Here is a 15,332-nt window from a genome sequence, read left to right as displayed (position 1 = left end):
GGGTGGCGCTGGTGGGAGCGGCGGTGGCGGTGGGGGAGGCCCTGTTCGGCGCGTGGAGCCGCCACGGGCTCGTCTCGCGTTGGCCTCAGGTGCCCGCCGGGGTGGTGGAGGGGCTTTCCGGCAACGTGGTGCGGGTGGGCGTGCTGACGGCGGTGCTCGCGCTCGCGTGCGGCCTGCTCGCCCTGTTCCTGCGGGCACGTGGGCTGCGCGAAGGGCTCCTGGTGACACTCCAGTTCGGTGCGTTGTGGTGGGGCAGCGAGCCGTTCTACGTCCTCGCGCCCGCGGAGCTGTTGGAGGTACCGCCGCCGTTCGTCGAACCCATCCGTCGCGCGGTTCCACCCGAGGAGCCCGTGCGGGTGTCGATGGCGGTCCGCCACCTCGGCGCCTGGAACGTGCCCGGCTATGACTTCAACGAGCGGATGGCGCTCCGGCTGCTGACGACGTTCCAGCCGGACACGATGGCGTTATGGGGATTGGAGAGCGCGAACGGCTACCTGCCCGGAGAGAGTGCTCGGGTGCGCCAGCTCCGCCAGGACCTGCCGCGCTGGTATGGCCACCTGGCGCCGCGCCTGGGCACGTTGTTCTCGGTGCATGACACGGGGGCACTCGCGGCGGCGGCCTTGCCGCCATCCACGCGCATCATCGCCCAGGACTCGTTGTTCGGGACGTCGCTGGTGGAGCACCCGGATGCCCTGCCACGCGTCTACGTTGCCCGGCCCCGGTGTGTGGGCGAGCCCGGGCAGGCGCTGGAGCTCATGCGGGCGCCCGTGCTTCCACCCTCCGATGTCGCCGTCGTGGAGTGTGTCGGACCGCTGCCGGAGGCCTCCGAGGAGCTGAGGGGCTCCGTGCGCGTGGAGCGCCCCTCACTCGAGCACCTGCGCGTGGAGGTGGAGACCTCCGAGCCCGCCGTGCTCGTCGTCAATGACGCCTACCAGCCCGGGTGGACGGCGTGGGTCGACGGGAGCGAGGTGCCCATCCTCGCCGCGAACTTCGCGGTTCGCGCGGTGGCGGTGCCAGCGGGCCAGCACCGGGTGGAGATGCTCTACCGGACCCCGGGGCTTCGCGCGGGGCTCCTCGTCTGCATTGGGACGCTGCTCACGCTGTGCCTGCTGGGTGTTGCACGGCGGCGTTCGCCGAGGCAGGTCGCCGCATGAGGGTGGCCGGTTGAGTGTTCTCCCGGTAGCCCGCTCTTGCTCCTATGGCTGAGCGTGGAGTGGCTTCAACAGCCCTGCCTGGTCCAGCAGCTCGCGCACCCTCTCGGCCAACGCCACATGCTCCGGGTTGCTCACCGTGAAGCGCTCGGGGGTGAGAATGATGAGGGTGCCCTTGTCCGCCACGGGCTCGATGCGCACAGGTGAGGGCAGAGGGGGCACCTTGCCTCGATTCCGTGAAAGGTATGTCCCCCATCCCACGAACGTGCCGGTATCCGCGAATTCCGATACGTCGTCCCGATGATTGTCAGACGTGAAGACCCCCCAGTCAGGGTCCCATGCCAGCACCATCGCGCTCATCACTTGGGTGAGCACGGCCGCTGAAAGAAGTCGCTCCGCGGCATCCCCTTTGGCTGGAGGGGTCAACACACAGAGGTCCACGGTCTCAGGCGATGGAGAACCGCAGGAGATGTTGACCACGCTGCTCGCGTTCGACTCTCCATTCCACGCAGCGAAGAAGAGCTCGCCATCCGCTAACCGATACTTCTTCTTTGTAAACAAGCCGAGAAGGGTTTCAGCGACTGGCACGAACGCGCCATTGATGGCTGCGTCCCGAGATGCAGCCTGCTCAAACCATCTTGCAAGGCTGGGGTCCACGGAGGACAGGCTCCGAAATAGAAGCGCTGCCCTCCGAGAGTACGCATCGAGCGGCTCGGGTCGCCCCGGCCAATACACGCCTGAATAGTAGGTTTCGGTCATTCAGCGGACCCCTCGGTTCGGCGGTGTGTGGACGACTGAGATTCTTCCCAAGCCATTTCGCCTGAAGAGAACTCGCACGTAGTCCGCGACCCTGCTCTCCGCGAAGTGCCACTCAATGGGGAGTCCACGGGAGACACGCTGTTGACTCCTGGCCTGCTTGATCATGCCCATGAACCCCTCGAACCACCCTCCTTGCTCCACGGCCTGCTCAAGAAATTTCTCATAGCCTGGACCTTTGGCCTCGAGCAACGAGGCACCATTGAACCCATCGAACTTCACATTGTCGATGTCGTAAACCTGTCCCTCGGGCGCGGAGGTAATCTGGGCCTGATATCTTCGTGCAGGTTCTTCCATGTGCTCCTTGGTGGGCCGCCACCTCCCGGGCCCCTTGGGTGGCCCCCCGTGATTCGCCCCCGTGCCCGCACGCTGGAGGATGATGGCCGCTCCAGGCCCGCCGCTCAGCACTGCCGCCGCGCGTCCAACCGGCACCGCGACGCGCCTCATGACGAGTGCGCCCTCGGCGGACAGTGACAGCACCGGCACCTCCGCTGACGCGAGCGTCGCACCCTTCAGTGTGCGAGTGGCCGCCGACGCCGTGCCCCAGGTGGCAATGAGGTTCGTGACCAGCTTGGAGACGGACTGCACCTGCTCACCACGCGTCAGGTACTGGAAGTGCTCCAGGTACTCAGGCGAGGAGGCCAGCAGCGCCGCCACGGCGGCAGGCATCTGTCGGAGCGCCGCGAGGTTGTCAGTGGGCGATGTCGAGAAGAGCTGACCCACCGCCATCGCCAGCCCGACGAATGCCTCTTCGGCTCCGTCCAGCGTGCGGCTCACGTAGTCCGCATCGTCGTGGACGTCTGCGAAAGCTCCTCCTCCCGTCTCCTCCAGCCGTGCGTTCAGTTGCCGGAAGACACCGCCCTTGCCCGAGTAGAAGACGCCCAGCTCGAACTGGCCGGCCCGGAATGTTCCATCCTTCCACTCCACGGCGCCCACGCGCTGCTGCGTCTGCCCGCTGCGCACCCACGCGAGGCACCCGTCAGGACGGAGGACCGCCAGGTGCGTGAATCGCCCCACGCGTCGCACCAGCTCGGCGCGCGACACTTCGCCCGCGTCCAGCACCTCGCGCAACATGAAGCCCACGGCAACACGGGCCGGGAACTGCCCCAGCGTCACGTCCTTGCCGAGCAGCACCTCCAGCAGCCGTGCCGCCTGCGTCGCCGTGAGAGAGTCACCAGCCAAGGGTCGCGAGTCGCGGTCCTCCAGCCCCGCGCCGCGAAGCAGCTCATCGAACGCATCACTCCGCTGCCCTCGGGGATGCCCAGCCTGCGGAGCCCTCTCCCCGAGGAGTGAGGAACGCTGCTGGAAAGTGCCCCTACGAGTCGACGGTTCAACTCCAGCGCATCCCGTGACGAAGAGAGCAGCGCAAAGCACCCAGAGGCCAGCACGCATTCTTCACCCCCATGCCTCGCATCAGGAAAGGCAAGCAGGCTGAATGCTGGCATTCCCGTCTGACAAGCCTGAGGGGAACGATGCTTCTTCACTGCCTGCCTGCCTCCGTAGTGGCCGGAGACGGCATCCTCTCAAGCTGCGGCAGGTCAGAAAACCCGCAGGACATGTCAATCTTCAATGCCGCGTCGCCGAGGCGGCCTCATGGAAGCGCCGAGCCGTCGGCGACGCTACCCCACGGAGACCTAGGGACCTGGCCGTGAGGACGGCCTCCAGGCGCTCAGGGGGCTTCGAGAATGTGCAACCCCGAATTCAGGGATTGCCCTGCCCAGGCACGCAAGTGCAGACTCCCGTCGCTCTCGATTCACAAGGTGATGCGGATGCGGCCCGGTGTCGTTGTGGGTGGTATCTCGCATTCCCGTGTGGATTCGGGCGCCGGGGCTTGAGCGTCGTGGCGATGCCTCGCGAATCCATGGGCCGTGTGATGGCTGTGTGGCATTGACGCATTGAATGACGACGACGGGGGTATTGGCATGCGAATGCAATTCGATGTGCGCCTGGTTTGTGCCGCATTCCTGGTGGCGACGACGCTGTCGGCCTGTGGCGCCGAGTCGCCGGGCGGCGACGGCCTCACTTTGGAGAGCCGCGAAGCGGAGCTGTCGTGTCAGGTGACGCAGCAGTGCACGAACACCACGGTGTCCTGCGGCTCCGCGAGCGGTGTCTGTACCTCCGGGGTGGACAACGGAGGATGGGTGGAGTGCGATGGCACGCGGACGTACTGTCCCTCGGTCACCGCTTGCACGTGTCAGCCCGAGCGACGCGTGGTCGCAGGGTACGGAGTCCACCCGCGGTGCGCTGGGGCCTATCTCTCGGCGAGCCGGGATGCCCGCGAGAACGCGGCGGCTCAGTGCCCCCGGGGCGTCTGCAACGCCGTGGAGGAAAGGGGCGAGTGCTTCGCGACGCCGGAGGAGGCCAACGCGGACGTGACGCTGACCTTCTCCTGCATGGGACCTCCGAACTGCCAGTGAGAAGCGCCGCTTGAGAGAGGGTGATGCCCGAACGCCTGAGTGCCTCGGGCGTCACCCTCCGCTGGCTTCTGGGCGCGCGGGCAGTGCCACCAGCGGATGGGGTTTCATCGAAGGCCTGAGGGAAAACGCGCGGCAGCGGCGTCTCCTCCGGAATGGCACCCATGCCCCTTCATGGTGGCCTTCCAGGAGGTTCCACATGGCGATGTCCCTTCGGGTCCTGCTGGCCACCGGGTTGCTGTTGATGTCCGTGTGTCTCTCTGGCTGTGAGGACTCACCCGACCCGGACTCCTCCGACTCCGGGTCGCCTGATGCGGGGCTCCCCGATGCGGGACCCGTGGTCTGGGATGGCACCTATACCGAGCTCGAAGAGCGCGGAGACATCCTGGACACGGGGCCCTTCGCGCCGTGCACCTTCGATACCCGGGACGCGGGTGCCACGACGTGCGAGGAGCTGTCCCGCTTCGACCTCTCCCAGTGCAATCTCGGCTCGCTGTCCGAGGTGGAGGCCGGGTCCATCTACTTGTACCCGCTCCGGGACGCACGGCCCGTTCCGGACGGGGGCAACGCCGTCATCGAGGTGGGGGGCGTCCACTTCACGGAGGATGGCGGCAACATGTTCTATGTGCCCTTGCCACTGAGGGACACGGGACCTGGGCGCTTCTTCGTGCGTGGTTTCGCTCCTGCTTCGACGGCCGCCATCACCCTGGCGGGCTGCGAGCAGAAGGAGACCGACATCATCACCGGGTGCTTCGCCTACTGCTACCGGGCGCGGCTCATCCGGTCGGGAACCTTCGAGGCGCATCGGGTCTCCAGGTGGGGAGGAGAGCCCGAGTCCTCCGGTGGCCTGGAGTTGCTCTCCGAGGGTTACACTCCCCTGGGCCACCCCCTGGACCTCTACGTCACCAAGGGGCACGCCTACGTCGTCTCGATTCCCAAGCAGGTCCGCACGGGCGGCCTTTCCATCTTCGACGTCAGCAACCCGCGCGCGCCCGTCCTCAAGAAGACCCTCTCCCTCCCCGGGGACAACACCTGGAACGGGGTCTGGGCCAAGGGTGATGCCCTGTATATCGCCAGCAACACCTCGGGGACGCTCGTCTACGACATCTCCCAGCCCGCCGAGCCCCTGTTCATCCGTGGCCTCACCACGGGAGGCACGGGGACGCACACGGTGCTCGTCGATGGAGACCGGCTCTACTCGATGGCGCCTGGCACCGGCACCTTTGTTCATGACATCTCGGAGCCGCTGTCGCCGCGTCTGCTGACGGTCATCGCGCTGCCCGACGCGGCCCTCCTGGGCGGTCCCCACGACACCTTCGTGTACGAGAACCGCCTGTATGTCAGTGATGCCTTCCGCGGCTACTTCGTGGTGGACGTCACCGACCTGGACCATGTCCGCGAGCTGGGTGGGTACGTCCGTCCGGACTTCACCTTCGCGCACCACAGCGCGGTGGGCACCTTCGCCGGGCGGACCATCGCCTTCGAGGGAGGAGAGTTCCAGTACGCCCATCTGCGAGTGCTCGACGTCACCCGTCCGGAGCGCATCGTGAAGATTGGCGAGTTCCGCACCCACCGGCCCTTCACCTCCATCCACAATCTCCTCCTGCGCGACAATCTCCTCTACATCGCCTGGTACCAGGACGGCGTGCGTGTGCTGGATGTGTCCAATCCCACGCGCCCCCGGCAGGTGGCCCACTACAACACCTTCCGCGAGGCGGACCCCTACCGCACCGAGAGCCCCTTCGAGGGGCTGCTCGGCATCCGCGTCCCCGGCGACGGGTATGTGTACGCAGCGGACTCCTCGCGCGGCCTGCTCATCTTCAACGAGCTCGCTCAGCCGTAGCCCATGGCCACGCGGACTCCGGGAGCTGGGCGTGAGGGGTACGCCCGCTTCTGGAGTGCGTATTTTCAGGCCCTAGCCATCGGCCCGGGAGAAATCCATGACCCAGTTCGTCTCCCACGTGTTCCCGCCGTCCGAGGAGAACGCCTGCTCCCAGCGCGGCTTCGCCGTGGTGACGCGCGACCAGGTGTAGCGGACGCGGATGGGCTGACCCTCGAAGGTGTCCACGCCCTCGAAGATGCCAACGTCGCCCGTGAACGAGCCGACCACGGGCGGCTCAAGGGCGCCGCGGCGGTTGTCCACCCAGTAGATGGACCACTGCTTCGTTTCCGGATTGAAGAACTGGAACGCGGAGCCGATGAAGCCGCTCCAGTAGTCGGTGCGGTACTCGTCCTCGATTCCCATTCCGCCCAGAAGCGGGCGGGCCACGCTTGTGGCCTTGAACTCGACCCACTCGGTGGAGCCCTTGAGCCGCTCGCGCAGGCGTCGATTGTGGATGTCCCACCGGCCGACCCAGAAATCGAAGGCACGTGCTCCGTCTCGGGCCGGCACGACGTCCTTCTGCACCACTGCTTGCTCCTTGTTCACATTCACTCCTGTGTCATTCCCCGAAGGGGAGGGCGAGGAGCACGGTAGGAGGCATATAGGGTGGAATCGGCCCTCATTCGGACAAGGCGGGTCCGAGTCGCGGTGGGGCGGCGCTTCAGCGCCCAGGGTCATCCAGGTGACTCGCGCTCCGGTCAGCGAGGTCGGACGAGCAGGGTCTGTTCGGCTCGTCCGATATGTCCATGCATGTCGAAGAGGTCGGAGCTGGTGAGGCCGTGACCTGTCGGCCCGAAGGTCACGCGCGTGTCGAAGCCAGTCCAGGCGCCGACGGGCTGGCGAAACAGGTGAATGGTCAGGTCGACGTTCGGGAACTGCCACTCCTCGGGCCGGCGACGGACCGCGATTCCATTGGACGTGTCCACGAGCAGCGCACAGCGCGCGAGGTCGCTCACGGGGTCGCCATCGACGATGGCCAGCGGCGTCGTGAGCCACGCGGTGGTCCTGCCGGGGCTTGGGCCCTCGATGGCGCGCATGTCGACCGAGGCGACGTAGTCACCCGGCCACACGGTGTTGAGGTCGAACCGGCGGCCTTCCTCGGGTGGCGGCAGGGCTTCACGTGCGCCGCCCGCTATCGCGGACGTGTCGTGCGTCGCGAGCAGCCACACCCGCGCGCGGAGCACGGGACGACCGCGCTGCGACAGGACTCCCTCGACGAGGTCGACGGCGCGACCAGGACGCAGCACCTCGAACGCCACGTCACATCGAGAGAAGTCGAGAACGCCGAGGTAGTCGTAGCTGATGCGAGTCACGAGCTTGCCGCCCGGCTTGCGGCCGGCGAGCCAGCGCTCTAGCTCATGCAGGAGCAGCCCATTGACGGGGCTGATGTGCAGCTCCTCCGGATTCCACGCGCCGGCACAGGCGCGCTGCGGAAGGAACCCACCGTCTTCCGTGCGGACGAAGTAGGCGCGTGGTCCGGTCATCGGTCATGACTCCCGCTGTGAAGACGGGGGCAGGGGATTCAGGTCACCCCTCGGCCTGTATGACATCGCCACGTCACATCGCGCGTAGCGCGCCCCGAATAGCCTCATGATCTCCGCGTCGTGCACGAAGCCCAGCTTCTCGTAGAGGTGGATGGCTGGCGCGCACTTCTTGTTGGTGAGCAGGTAGACCTTGTCGAACCCCAGGCTGGAGGCCCGCTGCAGGGTCTTCGCGAGCAGGAACTCGCCGACCTTCAGGCCCCGGGCGCTCTTCAAGACACCCATCTTGGTCAACTCGACCCAGCCGTCCTTGGACACCATCAGGGCACAGGTCCCGACCACGCCCAGCCGTGGTGTCTCGGCGAACAGCACCACGCCCCCCTTGTCGAGGATCAGCTCACGCGGCTTCGACAGGAGGGCGATGTCGTTCTCCTCGAGGGTGAACATGTCCTGAATCCATTCGGCGTTGATCCGATGGAAGGCCTCGGCCAGGTCGTCGGAGAAGTCGCGCGCCCACATCGCGGGCGGACCGGCGGCTTCGCTCCGGCTCAGCAACGAGGACTCCGCCAGCCGCGCCTCCACCCTGGTCAGTCCCTGCATGAAATCGCCCGACAACCCCTCGACCAGCGAGGCCGCGGCGGGCTCGATGCGTGGCAACAACTGCGTCTGGACGCGGACCATCAGGGCCTCGCCCTTCTCTGTCAGCGCCAGGCGCTTGGCGCGCTGGTCGTCCGGCGAGCGCCGCACTTCGACGAAGTCTTCCAGGGTTCCGAGCGCGCGAGTCACCGTGGGTTGGGCCACCCGCAACCGTTCGGCCAGTTCGCCCACCGTCATCGGGCCGTGCAGGCGGAGCGTCATCAACATCGACATCTGGGCCGGCTGGACTGGCAGGTCCAACGAGCGGGCCACCTCAGCGGCGTCGGCCTGCATCCGCTCGGCGAGTCGCTTGAGACGGCTGCCCAGAAAGCCCACTCCAAGTCCCGCCAGAAGATCCACTTCCATGTCGCACCTCCGCATTCATAGCGCGCTATATATCTAGCTATGAATCGGATGGGGCGCAATGGACTTTCCGGCGGGAGTCCTGCGCCAGGGGCACCGGCCCCGGTGGATGACCTGTGTCAGGAGGTGCTCGGCCCGTGAGCCCTCGATGCATGCCGCGACAAGCCGAGCTGTCCGACCAACGCCATCGCCCAGGGGAGGGAAGAGGCGCCACTCTGGCCGCCGCAGCCACTGTTTCGGCCGGTGGCTCCGTGAGAGGTCCGCCCGCGTCCGGCTGGACGGTCCCCGTCATCGTGACGGAGGACGAGCACGTGCCCTCGTTGCCCGCGCATTGTGCTGTCCGGCTCGTGGAGGGGAGGGGCAAGAGCGCCGCTTCGAGAGGTCAGTCCAGAGGGGCGTGGCCCCTGAGGGGCGTGAACGGACATGCCGCTGCCGAGCGCGTGGCAGGAGAGCGGGGCGCTGAAGGGAGGGGGCCGAGAGCAACCTCTTCTCAGGGTGGAAACGCCTGAGACCTTCGAGCCTGGCCTGCGGAATCCTGGCGACCGGCAACGAGCACCTGTTTGCAATGGCAGCTGCGCCACCCTCTTTTTGCAAACGTCGCAGCGATTCCCCTTCCATGGAAACCAGAGTCTTTCACATACCTTGGACCCACCTCGCCCGCATGCATTCGCGTGAGGAATCGTGGCATGCTCCTCATGCAGCAACTGCATGGAATGCCTCATCCCTCTGGAGGAGCAATGCGTTCGTTCTTGATTCTGGGTCTTGTCGTCCTCGGATTTCAGTTCGGCTGCGGAGCAGGCGAAGCCGACCCAGGGATGCAGTCTGATCTGACATCACGTGAAGACGCACTGCTTCGCTGCACGGCCAATTTCCATGTCACCTATTACAGTGACGCCACCCACAACACGGAGGTCGGCACCGAACTGTGCATTTGCGGCAACGCACCCATACGCGTTGGCATTCGCTCTGCCCACGCGGTCCAAGATTATTATGAAGAGTGCTCCTAGCGCTCGGTCACATCCCCTTCGATGACGCCCTTCCGGCCGCGCGGCTCGTTGCGGCCGAAGGTCAATGACAGCCGGGCGCCTCCGGCGCGGCCCCGTCGCTCGCCGAGCCCCAGAAGGCGCCCAGCCCCGACTGCTCGTTCCATCGCCTCCGGTCCGGGGTGACCCATGCCACCTCCATGTCGGTCCCTCCTGAGTCGCCCTGGCATCACTGGGCCGGGTTTTCGAGCGCGGATAGGCTTGCCCATCACCCGCGAACCAAGCCCAGGAGAGAGCCATGTCGAAGTCATGGAACGTCGTCATGTGGAGTCTGGCCGCGTTGTGGATGGCCTGTTCAGGCGGCCTCGAAGACCCGACCCAGCCGGGAGGCTCCGGTGAGATGCGATTGTCGGTCGGCGGCCTGATAGCGCAGCAGTTCGACAGTCTGGTTATCACGGTGCGTCCGGCCAATGTCTCTCAGGTCCTGTCGTACTCGACGACGACGGACACCTTCGTCGGCACGCTCGTGTTGCCCATCGGAACGCAGACCCTGACAGCGCAAGGTTTTGTCGACGATGGTGCTGGCAACCCCGTGCTTGTCGCGAGCGGCACCGCCTCCGTGGACGTCGTCGGAGGCGCCACGGTGACTGTCCTCCTGCGCGTCCAGGACCTCACGCCCCCCGTGCCACAGCCGGACATCGCGCCCTTCATCCGCTCAGCGAGCATCACCGGAACGCCCCGCGTCAATGAGCTTATCGGCTTGAGCGTGTCGGCCCTCGACCTCGACGGAGACGCCCTCACCTACCAGTGGACGAGCAACTGCCCGACGAGCGTCTTCACCCACCCCACTTCCTTCTACACCCAGTGGGGGACCCGTGATGCGGGCCCCTGCCGCCTCCAGGTGGCCGTCACAGCGCGCGGCGTGACGGTGACCCAGAGCATCAACCTCAACGTCGAGGGACTGACGACGCCGCAGACCGGAGAGGTCGACGTCGAGGCGGAGTACATCGCCCGCCCCCTCGTCACCGCCATCCACATCCAGGGGACGGGCCTGAGCGCCCGCCAGTTCCTGCGTCAGGACGCGGTGACGAGGCTCCCCTTCGTGGGTCCGAACCGGACCTTCCAGGTGGAGTTCTTCGTGGACTATGGCAACCGCCACGGCACGCGCACCGCGACGCTCGACTCGACGTGCGGCACCGTGGTGCGCGGCGTTGACACGTGTGCCACCAGCCCCGCGCCCACGACGTGCTCCGTGAAATACGCCTGGACCACTCCCGCCCTGCCCAGCCCCACCTGTCTGGTGACGGCCCGGGCGAGGAATGGGAGCCTGACGGACTCCTTCGCCATTGGAACCATGGTGGACTGGGTCCCCTGAGCACCCTCCGGACGCGAAGCCCCTACATCATGGCGCGGCTTCTCCGGTCTCTCACCCGTTCATCGCTCACGGTGACGGAGGGTCGCCTTCCGCGCGCAGCTGCGAAAGGACCCGCTCGAGGACCTGTCGCTGCAGGTGGTTCTTGGGAACGGACGCTTGTTCCAGCTCGTTCAACGCCTGCGTCAGCAGCGCTTCCGCCTGGGCACGCTTGCCGCTCGCGCTGAGGATTCGCGCCTGTCCCGCGAGGACCGTGCCCCGCGAGGCGCCCTTGGCGAGTGACAACGCGCGCTCACTGGCGGCGAGGGCCCGCTCGTGCTGTCCCGCCATCAGATGCAGCGTGGCGAGCCGCGCGGGCGGGTTGTAGTCCTCCGGCAGCTCCCGCTCACTGCGCTCCAGTCGCGAGAGGGCTGCCTCCGGGCGAGCCAGCAGCGCGACCGCCATCACCCGATGCGAGTCGAGCGCGGCCCGCTCCTCCGCGCTGCGCGCGCGTGTGGCCTGCTCCTCCAGGAAGTGCCACCACGTCTCCGCCAGCTCGCGCATGCTCGCCTCATCTCCCGACGCCTCGTGGGCCTCGCAGCCCACCTCGTAGAGCGAGGAGCGCAGCGCTGGCGTCAGCGTGCCCTCGGGCGCCTCGCGGGCCCGAGCCGCCTCCTGGGCGAGCTGTTCGCGCAGCGCTCGAGCCTCGTCCGTCTTCGCATCCAGCGCGCAGCCCATGCCCACGTACAGCACCCGGGTGCGGTCATCCACGCGGGGCAGGCGCCTGAGCTCCTGGGCCGCCACGCGCATGCAGGAGACCGTGTCGCCCATGGCGAGGAGCGACTTGAGCCACGAAACCGCTGCGCTGGCCCGGCGCGAGTCCTCGGGCGTCCAGTGCGCCACGGCCTGCTGGTAGGCCGCCGCTGCCTCCGCGTGGTGGCCGGTGAGCGCGAGCCCGTCCGCTCTGGCCAGCTCCTCTCCACCCGCGCGCCCTCGCTGGAAGGCCTGCTCTCCCTGCGCGAGCAACCCGAGCAACTGGGGCACGGACACTCCGCCCAGCGAGCGCACCAGGACCGCGCCTTGTTCCGGCTCCAGGATGAGCACGGTGGGCCACGTATCCACCGGATAGCGCTGGAGGAAGGCCTCATTGGCCGGGGCATCCGTGTCGATGGCGAGCCAGACGAAGCGGCCCTCCTGTTCCCCCAGGGCGGGTGAGGTCAGCACCGTCGAGCGCATCGAACGACACGACTGGCACCAGGGCGCCCAGGTCTCCACGAACAGGGGCCGCTGCTTCTCCCGCGCCTCCCGAAGCGCCCTTTCCCAATCATTCTCGATGAATGCGGGCCCTGATTTGGGATTGGCGCGCTGCGTCGAAGGACTGCTGGAGGCGCAGCCCCAGAGCAGGAGCAGGACACCGAGGACAGGTCTCATCGTCATGGTTTCTCCAGGGATGTCGCAGGGATGGCGCCCCAGACATTCCCGAAACCGGCCGGGTTCCCACCTGTGACGCAACTTCGTGCGGGCTCTGTGAGAAAATGATGGAAACGCCCAGCACCCCCATGGGCGGGAGCCCTTCATGAGCCCCATCGACCGCAACCGTCCCGCTGCCACGCCTGTCGCCTCGACGCAGACCTCGCGCGCGTCCCTGAAGAACCCGCTGGGCGGACTGGTGGAGGCCGCGAAGAACGGGCTGAAGGAAGTCCCGCGCTTCCTGGAGCAGGGCAAGGATGTCTTCGAGGCCACGCACCTGAGCGAGGTCAAGAAGCTGTTCGGCGGGGACTCGAAGCCGGACCGGACGCAGGACGGCAAGCTCATGGGCGCCAAGGGGCAGACCTTCGCGCCGGGTACGCCGCTCAAGGACATCCCCGGCGTCACCCCGCGGGACAACCCGAACCCTTCGAAGACCATCCTCTACGTCAACGGCATCATGACGCCGGCGGCCAACCAGCTCGGCGAGATGAAGGCCATCGCGGAGAAGGCGGATGCGCGCGTCATCGGCATCCACAACGCGACGCAGGGAATCGTCGCGGACCTGGCCCAGTGCGTGGGTGACAAGCTGGACAAGGGCAAGAACCCCGCCGTGGACACGCTGGCGGACACCCTCTACGGCGAGCTGAAGGCGGGCCGCGACGTCCACCTGATGGGCTACAGCCAGGGCGGCCTCATCACCGCGCGCGCGCTGTTCGACGTCGAGCGCCGGCTGCGCATCGAGGACGGCATGTCCCCCGCGCAGGTCGAGAAGGCGATGGGCAAGCTGAGCGTGGAGACCTTCGGCGCCGCGTCCACCAAGTACCCGGACGGGCCGAAGTACGTGCACTACGTCAACAACGCGGACGCGGTGCCCACGCTCACCGGCCTGGGCGGCAGCTTCGACCCCGTCGCGTTCGCGAAGGACGCCGGCAAGGGCGCCGTGGTGCACCGCTTCACCGATGGCAACCTCAACCTCATCGGCAACCACATGCTGGACACGATGTACATGAAGCACCGCGTGCCCTTCGAAGAGGCCCGCGCCGGCAACTTCTAGTGTCCTGACGGTAGGAAGAGGGTCAGCGCCACGCCGGGCACGGCCCTGCTCCGGTGGAGTCCCGGTCGGGACCCGGCGCTAACCCTCTGTTTCAAGGTTCTGAACGACGCGCTGCAGGAGCTCACGCAGGAGTGCCTTCTCCTTCTGCGTGAAGCCCGCGGTCGCCTCGTCCTCTCCGAGCATCAGCGCCGCTTTCGCTTCGGGAAGCCGGGCGCGGGCCTGGGGAGTCAGCGAGGTGAGGCTTGCTCGCTTGTCCTCCGGATTGGGCTCGCGCAGGACCACGCCGTCGCGCTCCATGCGCGCGAGCATCTCCGCCATCGTCGGCTGCTCGACGCGCGCCCGCTCCGCGAGCGTCTTCTGCGACAGCGTCCCCCCATCCTCGAGCGCCGTCAGGACGGGGAGCTGGCTCATGCCGAGGCCCAGCGGACGCAAGCGTGACTCATGCAGCCGCATGAGCAGCCGTGATGCGCGGTTGATCCAATAGGCCGACGTGGATTCCGGGTTCCAGGCGCGAGCCTTGCGTTCGTGTTGCATAGGGCCCTTTGTAATATTAGTTAGGGGCCTATGCAAACTGGAAAGCGCATTGGAATCGTAGGGGGTGGACCGGGTGGGCTGACGCTCGCGCGGATACTGGCGACTCGGGGCATCGGCTCCACGGTGTTCGAGCTGGATGAGCACCGGCTGTCACGTCCTCAAGGTGGCTCGCTGGACTTGCACGAGGACTCGGCCCTGGTCGCGCTGCGCCACGCCGGGCTCGAGGATGGGTTCAAGGTGCTCGCGCGCTATGACGACCAGGGCGACGCGCTCTATGACCATCTGGGGGCGCTGCGCTTCCAGTTGGGGGGAGACCCAAGTGGTGGCCGGCCCGAGATTGACCGCGAGCAACTGCGCACGCTCCTGCTCGACAGCCTCCCTCCCGAGACGATTCGGTGGGGAAGCAAGGTGCGCGCGGTGGAACCCCTGTCGGATGGGCGCTATCGCGTCGCGGGTGAGCACGGCTCTCTCGGGGAGTTCGACCTCGTGGTGGGCGCGGATGGCGCGTGGTCCAAGGTGCGGCCGCTCGTGTCGAGCGAGGAGCCCCGCTACACGGGGGTGATGTTCGTCGAGCTGAGTATCGACGACGTGGACGCGCGGCATCCGGACGTCGCGGCGCTCATTCCTCGCGGCAAGGTCTCCGTGGTCGGCGACTGCCTGGGCCTCATCGCGCAGCGCAGCAGCAACGCGCATGTCCGCGTCTACTTGATGTTCCGCGTGGCCGAGGACTGGCTCCGACACGGCGAGGTGGACCTGTCCTCTCCCGAGCGTGCCCGCGCGGCGCTCAAGGCGCGGTTCACCGGGTGGGCACCTTCACTGCTCCGGTTCATCGATGTGAGCAATGACACCATCGTCCCGCGTCCCATCATCGCGCTCCCGGTGGGGCATCGGTGGACGCACCGGCCGGGCGTGACGCTGCTGGGGGACGCGGCGCATGTCATGCCGCCGTTCTCCGGGGAGGGCGTGAACATGGCCATGCTGGATGCGGCGGAGCTGGCGCTGGGGCTTTCCGAGGACTCCGATTGGATTCGCACGGTGGCGGCGTATGAGGCGCGCATGTTCACGCGGGCCGCGGAGGCGGCGGCGGGCGCGATGGAAGGACTCGACTTCGTGTCGGAGCACGCGCTGGCGCACACGCTCGAACACTTCGAGGCGATTCAGCGGATGGCGGGTGCGCCGCATCCCTGAGCGAGAACA

General features: G+C 67.2%; 14 protein-coding genes. 7 read left to right on the top strand and 7 right to left on the bottom strand.

The features are described from left to right. On the top strand, positions 1-1,154 hold a 1,154-nt coding region (locus tag FJV41_RS05960), incomplete at its 5' end, for a YfhO family protein (protein ID WP_141641435.1). Positions 1,155-1,196: 42 nt separating this feature from the next. On the opposite strand, the gene FJV41_RS05955 is transcribed toward FJV41_RS05960, so the two are convergent. Together FJV41_RS05955 and FJV41_RS05950 are read right to left on the bottom strand one after the other, a co-directional pair. Then, positions 1,197-1,910: an immunity 52 family protein gene (locus FJV41_RS05955; protein ID WP_141641434.1), complete on the bottom strand. Its 714-nt coding sequence runs from the start codon at positions 1,908-1,910 to the stop codon at positions 1,197-1,199. Beyond that, complete coding sequence (locus tag FJV41_RS05950; RefSeq protein ID WP_246137023.1) at positions 1,911-3,149, bottom strand: Tox-REase-5 domain-containing protein; 1,239 nt, start codon at positions 3,147-3,149, stop codon at positions 1,911-1,913. A 740-nt stretch (positions 3,150-3,889) separates the two neighbouring features. On the opposite strand from FJV41_RS05950, the gene FJV41_RS05945 reads away from it, so the two are divergent. Continuing rightward, on the top strand, positions 3,890-4,384 hold the full coding sequence (locus tag FJV41_RS05945; protein ID WP_141641432.1) for a hypothetical protein: 495 nt from the start codon (positions 3,890-3,892) through the stop codon (positions 4,382-4,384). A gap of 196 nt (positions 4,385-4,580) precedes the next feature. Continuing rightward, the gene (locus tag FJV41_RS05940) at positions 4,581-6,224 is read left to right on the top strand and encodes an LVIVD repeat-containing protein (RefSeq protein WP_141641431.1); all 1,644 of its coding nucleotides are present in this window, start codon (positions 4,581-4,583) and stop codon (positions 6,222-6,224) included. A 72-nt stretch (positions 6,225-6,296) separates the two neighbouring features. Here the strand turns inward: FJV41_RS05940 and FJV41_RS05935 are convergent, their stop codons facing one another. The 3 genes from FJV41_RS05935 to FJV41_RS05925 all read right to left on the bottom strand — a co-directional run bounded on the left by FJV41_RS05935 (position 6,297) and on the right by FJV41_RS05925 (position 8,746). Then, on the bottom strand, positions 6,297-6,809 hold the full coding sequence (locus FJV41_RS05935) for a hypothetical protein (protein ID WP_246137022.1): 513 nt from the start codon (positions 6,807-6,809) through the stop codon (positions 6,297-6,299). Positions 6,810-6,961: 152 nt separating this feature from the next. Then, a complete protein-coding gene (locus FJV41_RS05930; RefSeq protein ID WP_141641430.1) occupies positions 6,962-7,747 on the bottom strand; it encodes a thioesterase family protein in 786 nt (261 codons plus the stop codon). 3 nt (positions 7,748-7,750) lie between these two features. Then, positions 7,751-8,746, bottom strand: coding sequence for a bifunctional helix-turn-helix transcriptional regulator/GNAT family N-acetyltransferase (locus FJV41_RS05925; protein WP_141641429.1), 996 nt, complete (start codon positions 8,744-8,746; stop codon positions 7,751-7,753). A 683-nt stretch (positions 8,747-9,429) separates the two neighbouring features. Between FJV41_RS05925 and FJV41_RS05920 the strand changes: the two genes are divergently transcribed. Both FJV41_RS05920 and FJV41_RS05915 read left to right on the top strand, forming a co-directional pair. Then, entirely contained in the window at positions 9,430-9,750 is a 321-nt protein-coding gene (locus tag FJV41_RS05920; protein ID WP_141641428.1) for a hypothetical protein, read from the top strand. Between the two features lie 274 nt (positions 9,751-10,024). Continuing rightward, entirely contained in the window at positions 10,025-11,101 is a 1,077-nt protein-coding gene (locus tag FJV41_RS05915) for a hypothetical protein (protein WP_141641427.1), read from the top strand. A 66-nt stretch (positions 11,102-11,167) separates the two neighbouring features. Here the strand turns inward: FJV41_RS05915 and FJV41_RS05910 are convergent, their stop codons facing one another. After that, positions 11,168-12,514 (bottom strand): thioredoxin family protein, encoded by a 1,347-nt coding sequence (locus tag FJV41_RS05910; RefSeq protein ID WP_141641426.1) that lies wholly within the window; start codon positions 12,512-12,514, stop codon positions 11,168-11,170. A gap of 139 nt (positions 12,515-12,653) precedes the next feature. On the opposite strand from FJV41_RS05910, the gene FJV41_RS05905 reads away from it, so the two are divergent. Further along, positions 12,654-13,601 carry an alpha/beta fold hydrolase gene (locus FJV41_RS05905; RefSeq protein ID WP_141641425.1) on the top strand — a complete coding sequence of 316 codons (948 nt, stop codon included), beginning with the start codon at positions 12,654-12,656 and terminating at the stop codon, positions 13,599-13,601. Positions 13,602-13,679: 78 nt separating this feature from the next. Here the strand turns inward: FJV41_RS05905 and FJV41_RS05900 are convergent, their stop codons facing one another. Next, positions 13,680-14,135, bottom strand: a complete 456-nt coding sequence (locus FJV41_RS05900; protein WP_141641424.1) for a MarR family winged helix-turn-helix transcriptional regulator — start codon at positions 14,133-14,135, stop codon at positions 13,680-13,682. A gap of 30 nt (positions 14,136-14,165) precedes the next feature. Between FJV41_RS05900 and FJV41_RS05895 the strand changes: the two genes are divergently transcribed. Beyond that, complete coding sequence (locus FJV41_RS05895) at positions 14,166-15,323, top strand: FAD-dependent oxidoreductase (protein ID WP_141641423.1); 1,158 nt, start codon at positions 14,166-14,168, stop codon at positions 15,321-15,323. Positions 15,324-15,332: the final 9 nt, after the last annotated feature.

Source organism: Myxococcus llanfairpwllgwyngyllgogerychwyrndrobwllllantysiliogogogochensis (assembly GCF_006636215.1).
Classification (GTDB): Bacteria; Myxococcota; Myxococcia; order Myxococcales; family Myxococcaceae; genus Myxococcus; species Myxococcus llanfairpwllgwyngyllgogerychwyrndrobwllllantysiliogogogochensis.
This window is presented reverse-complemented; position numbering and strand designations above follow the sequence as displayed.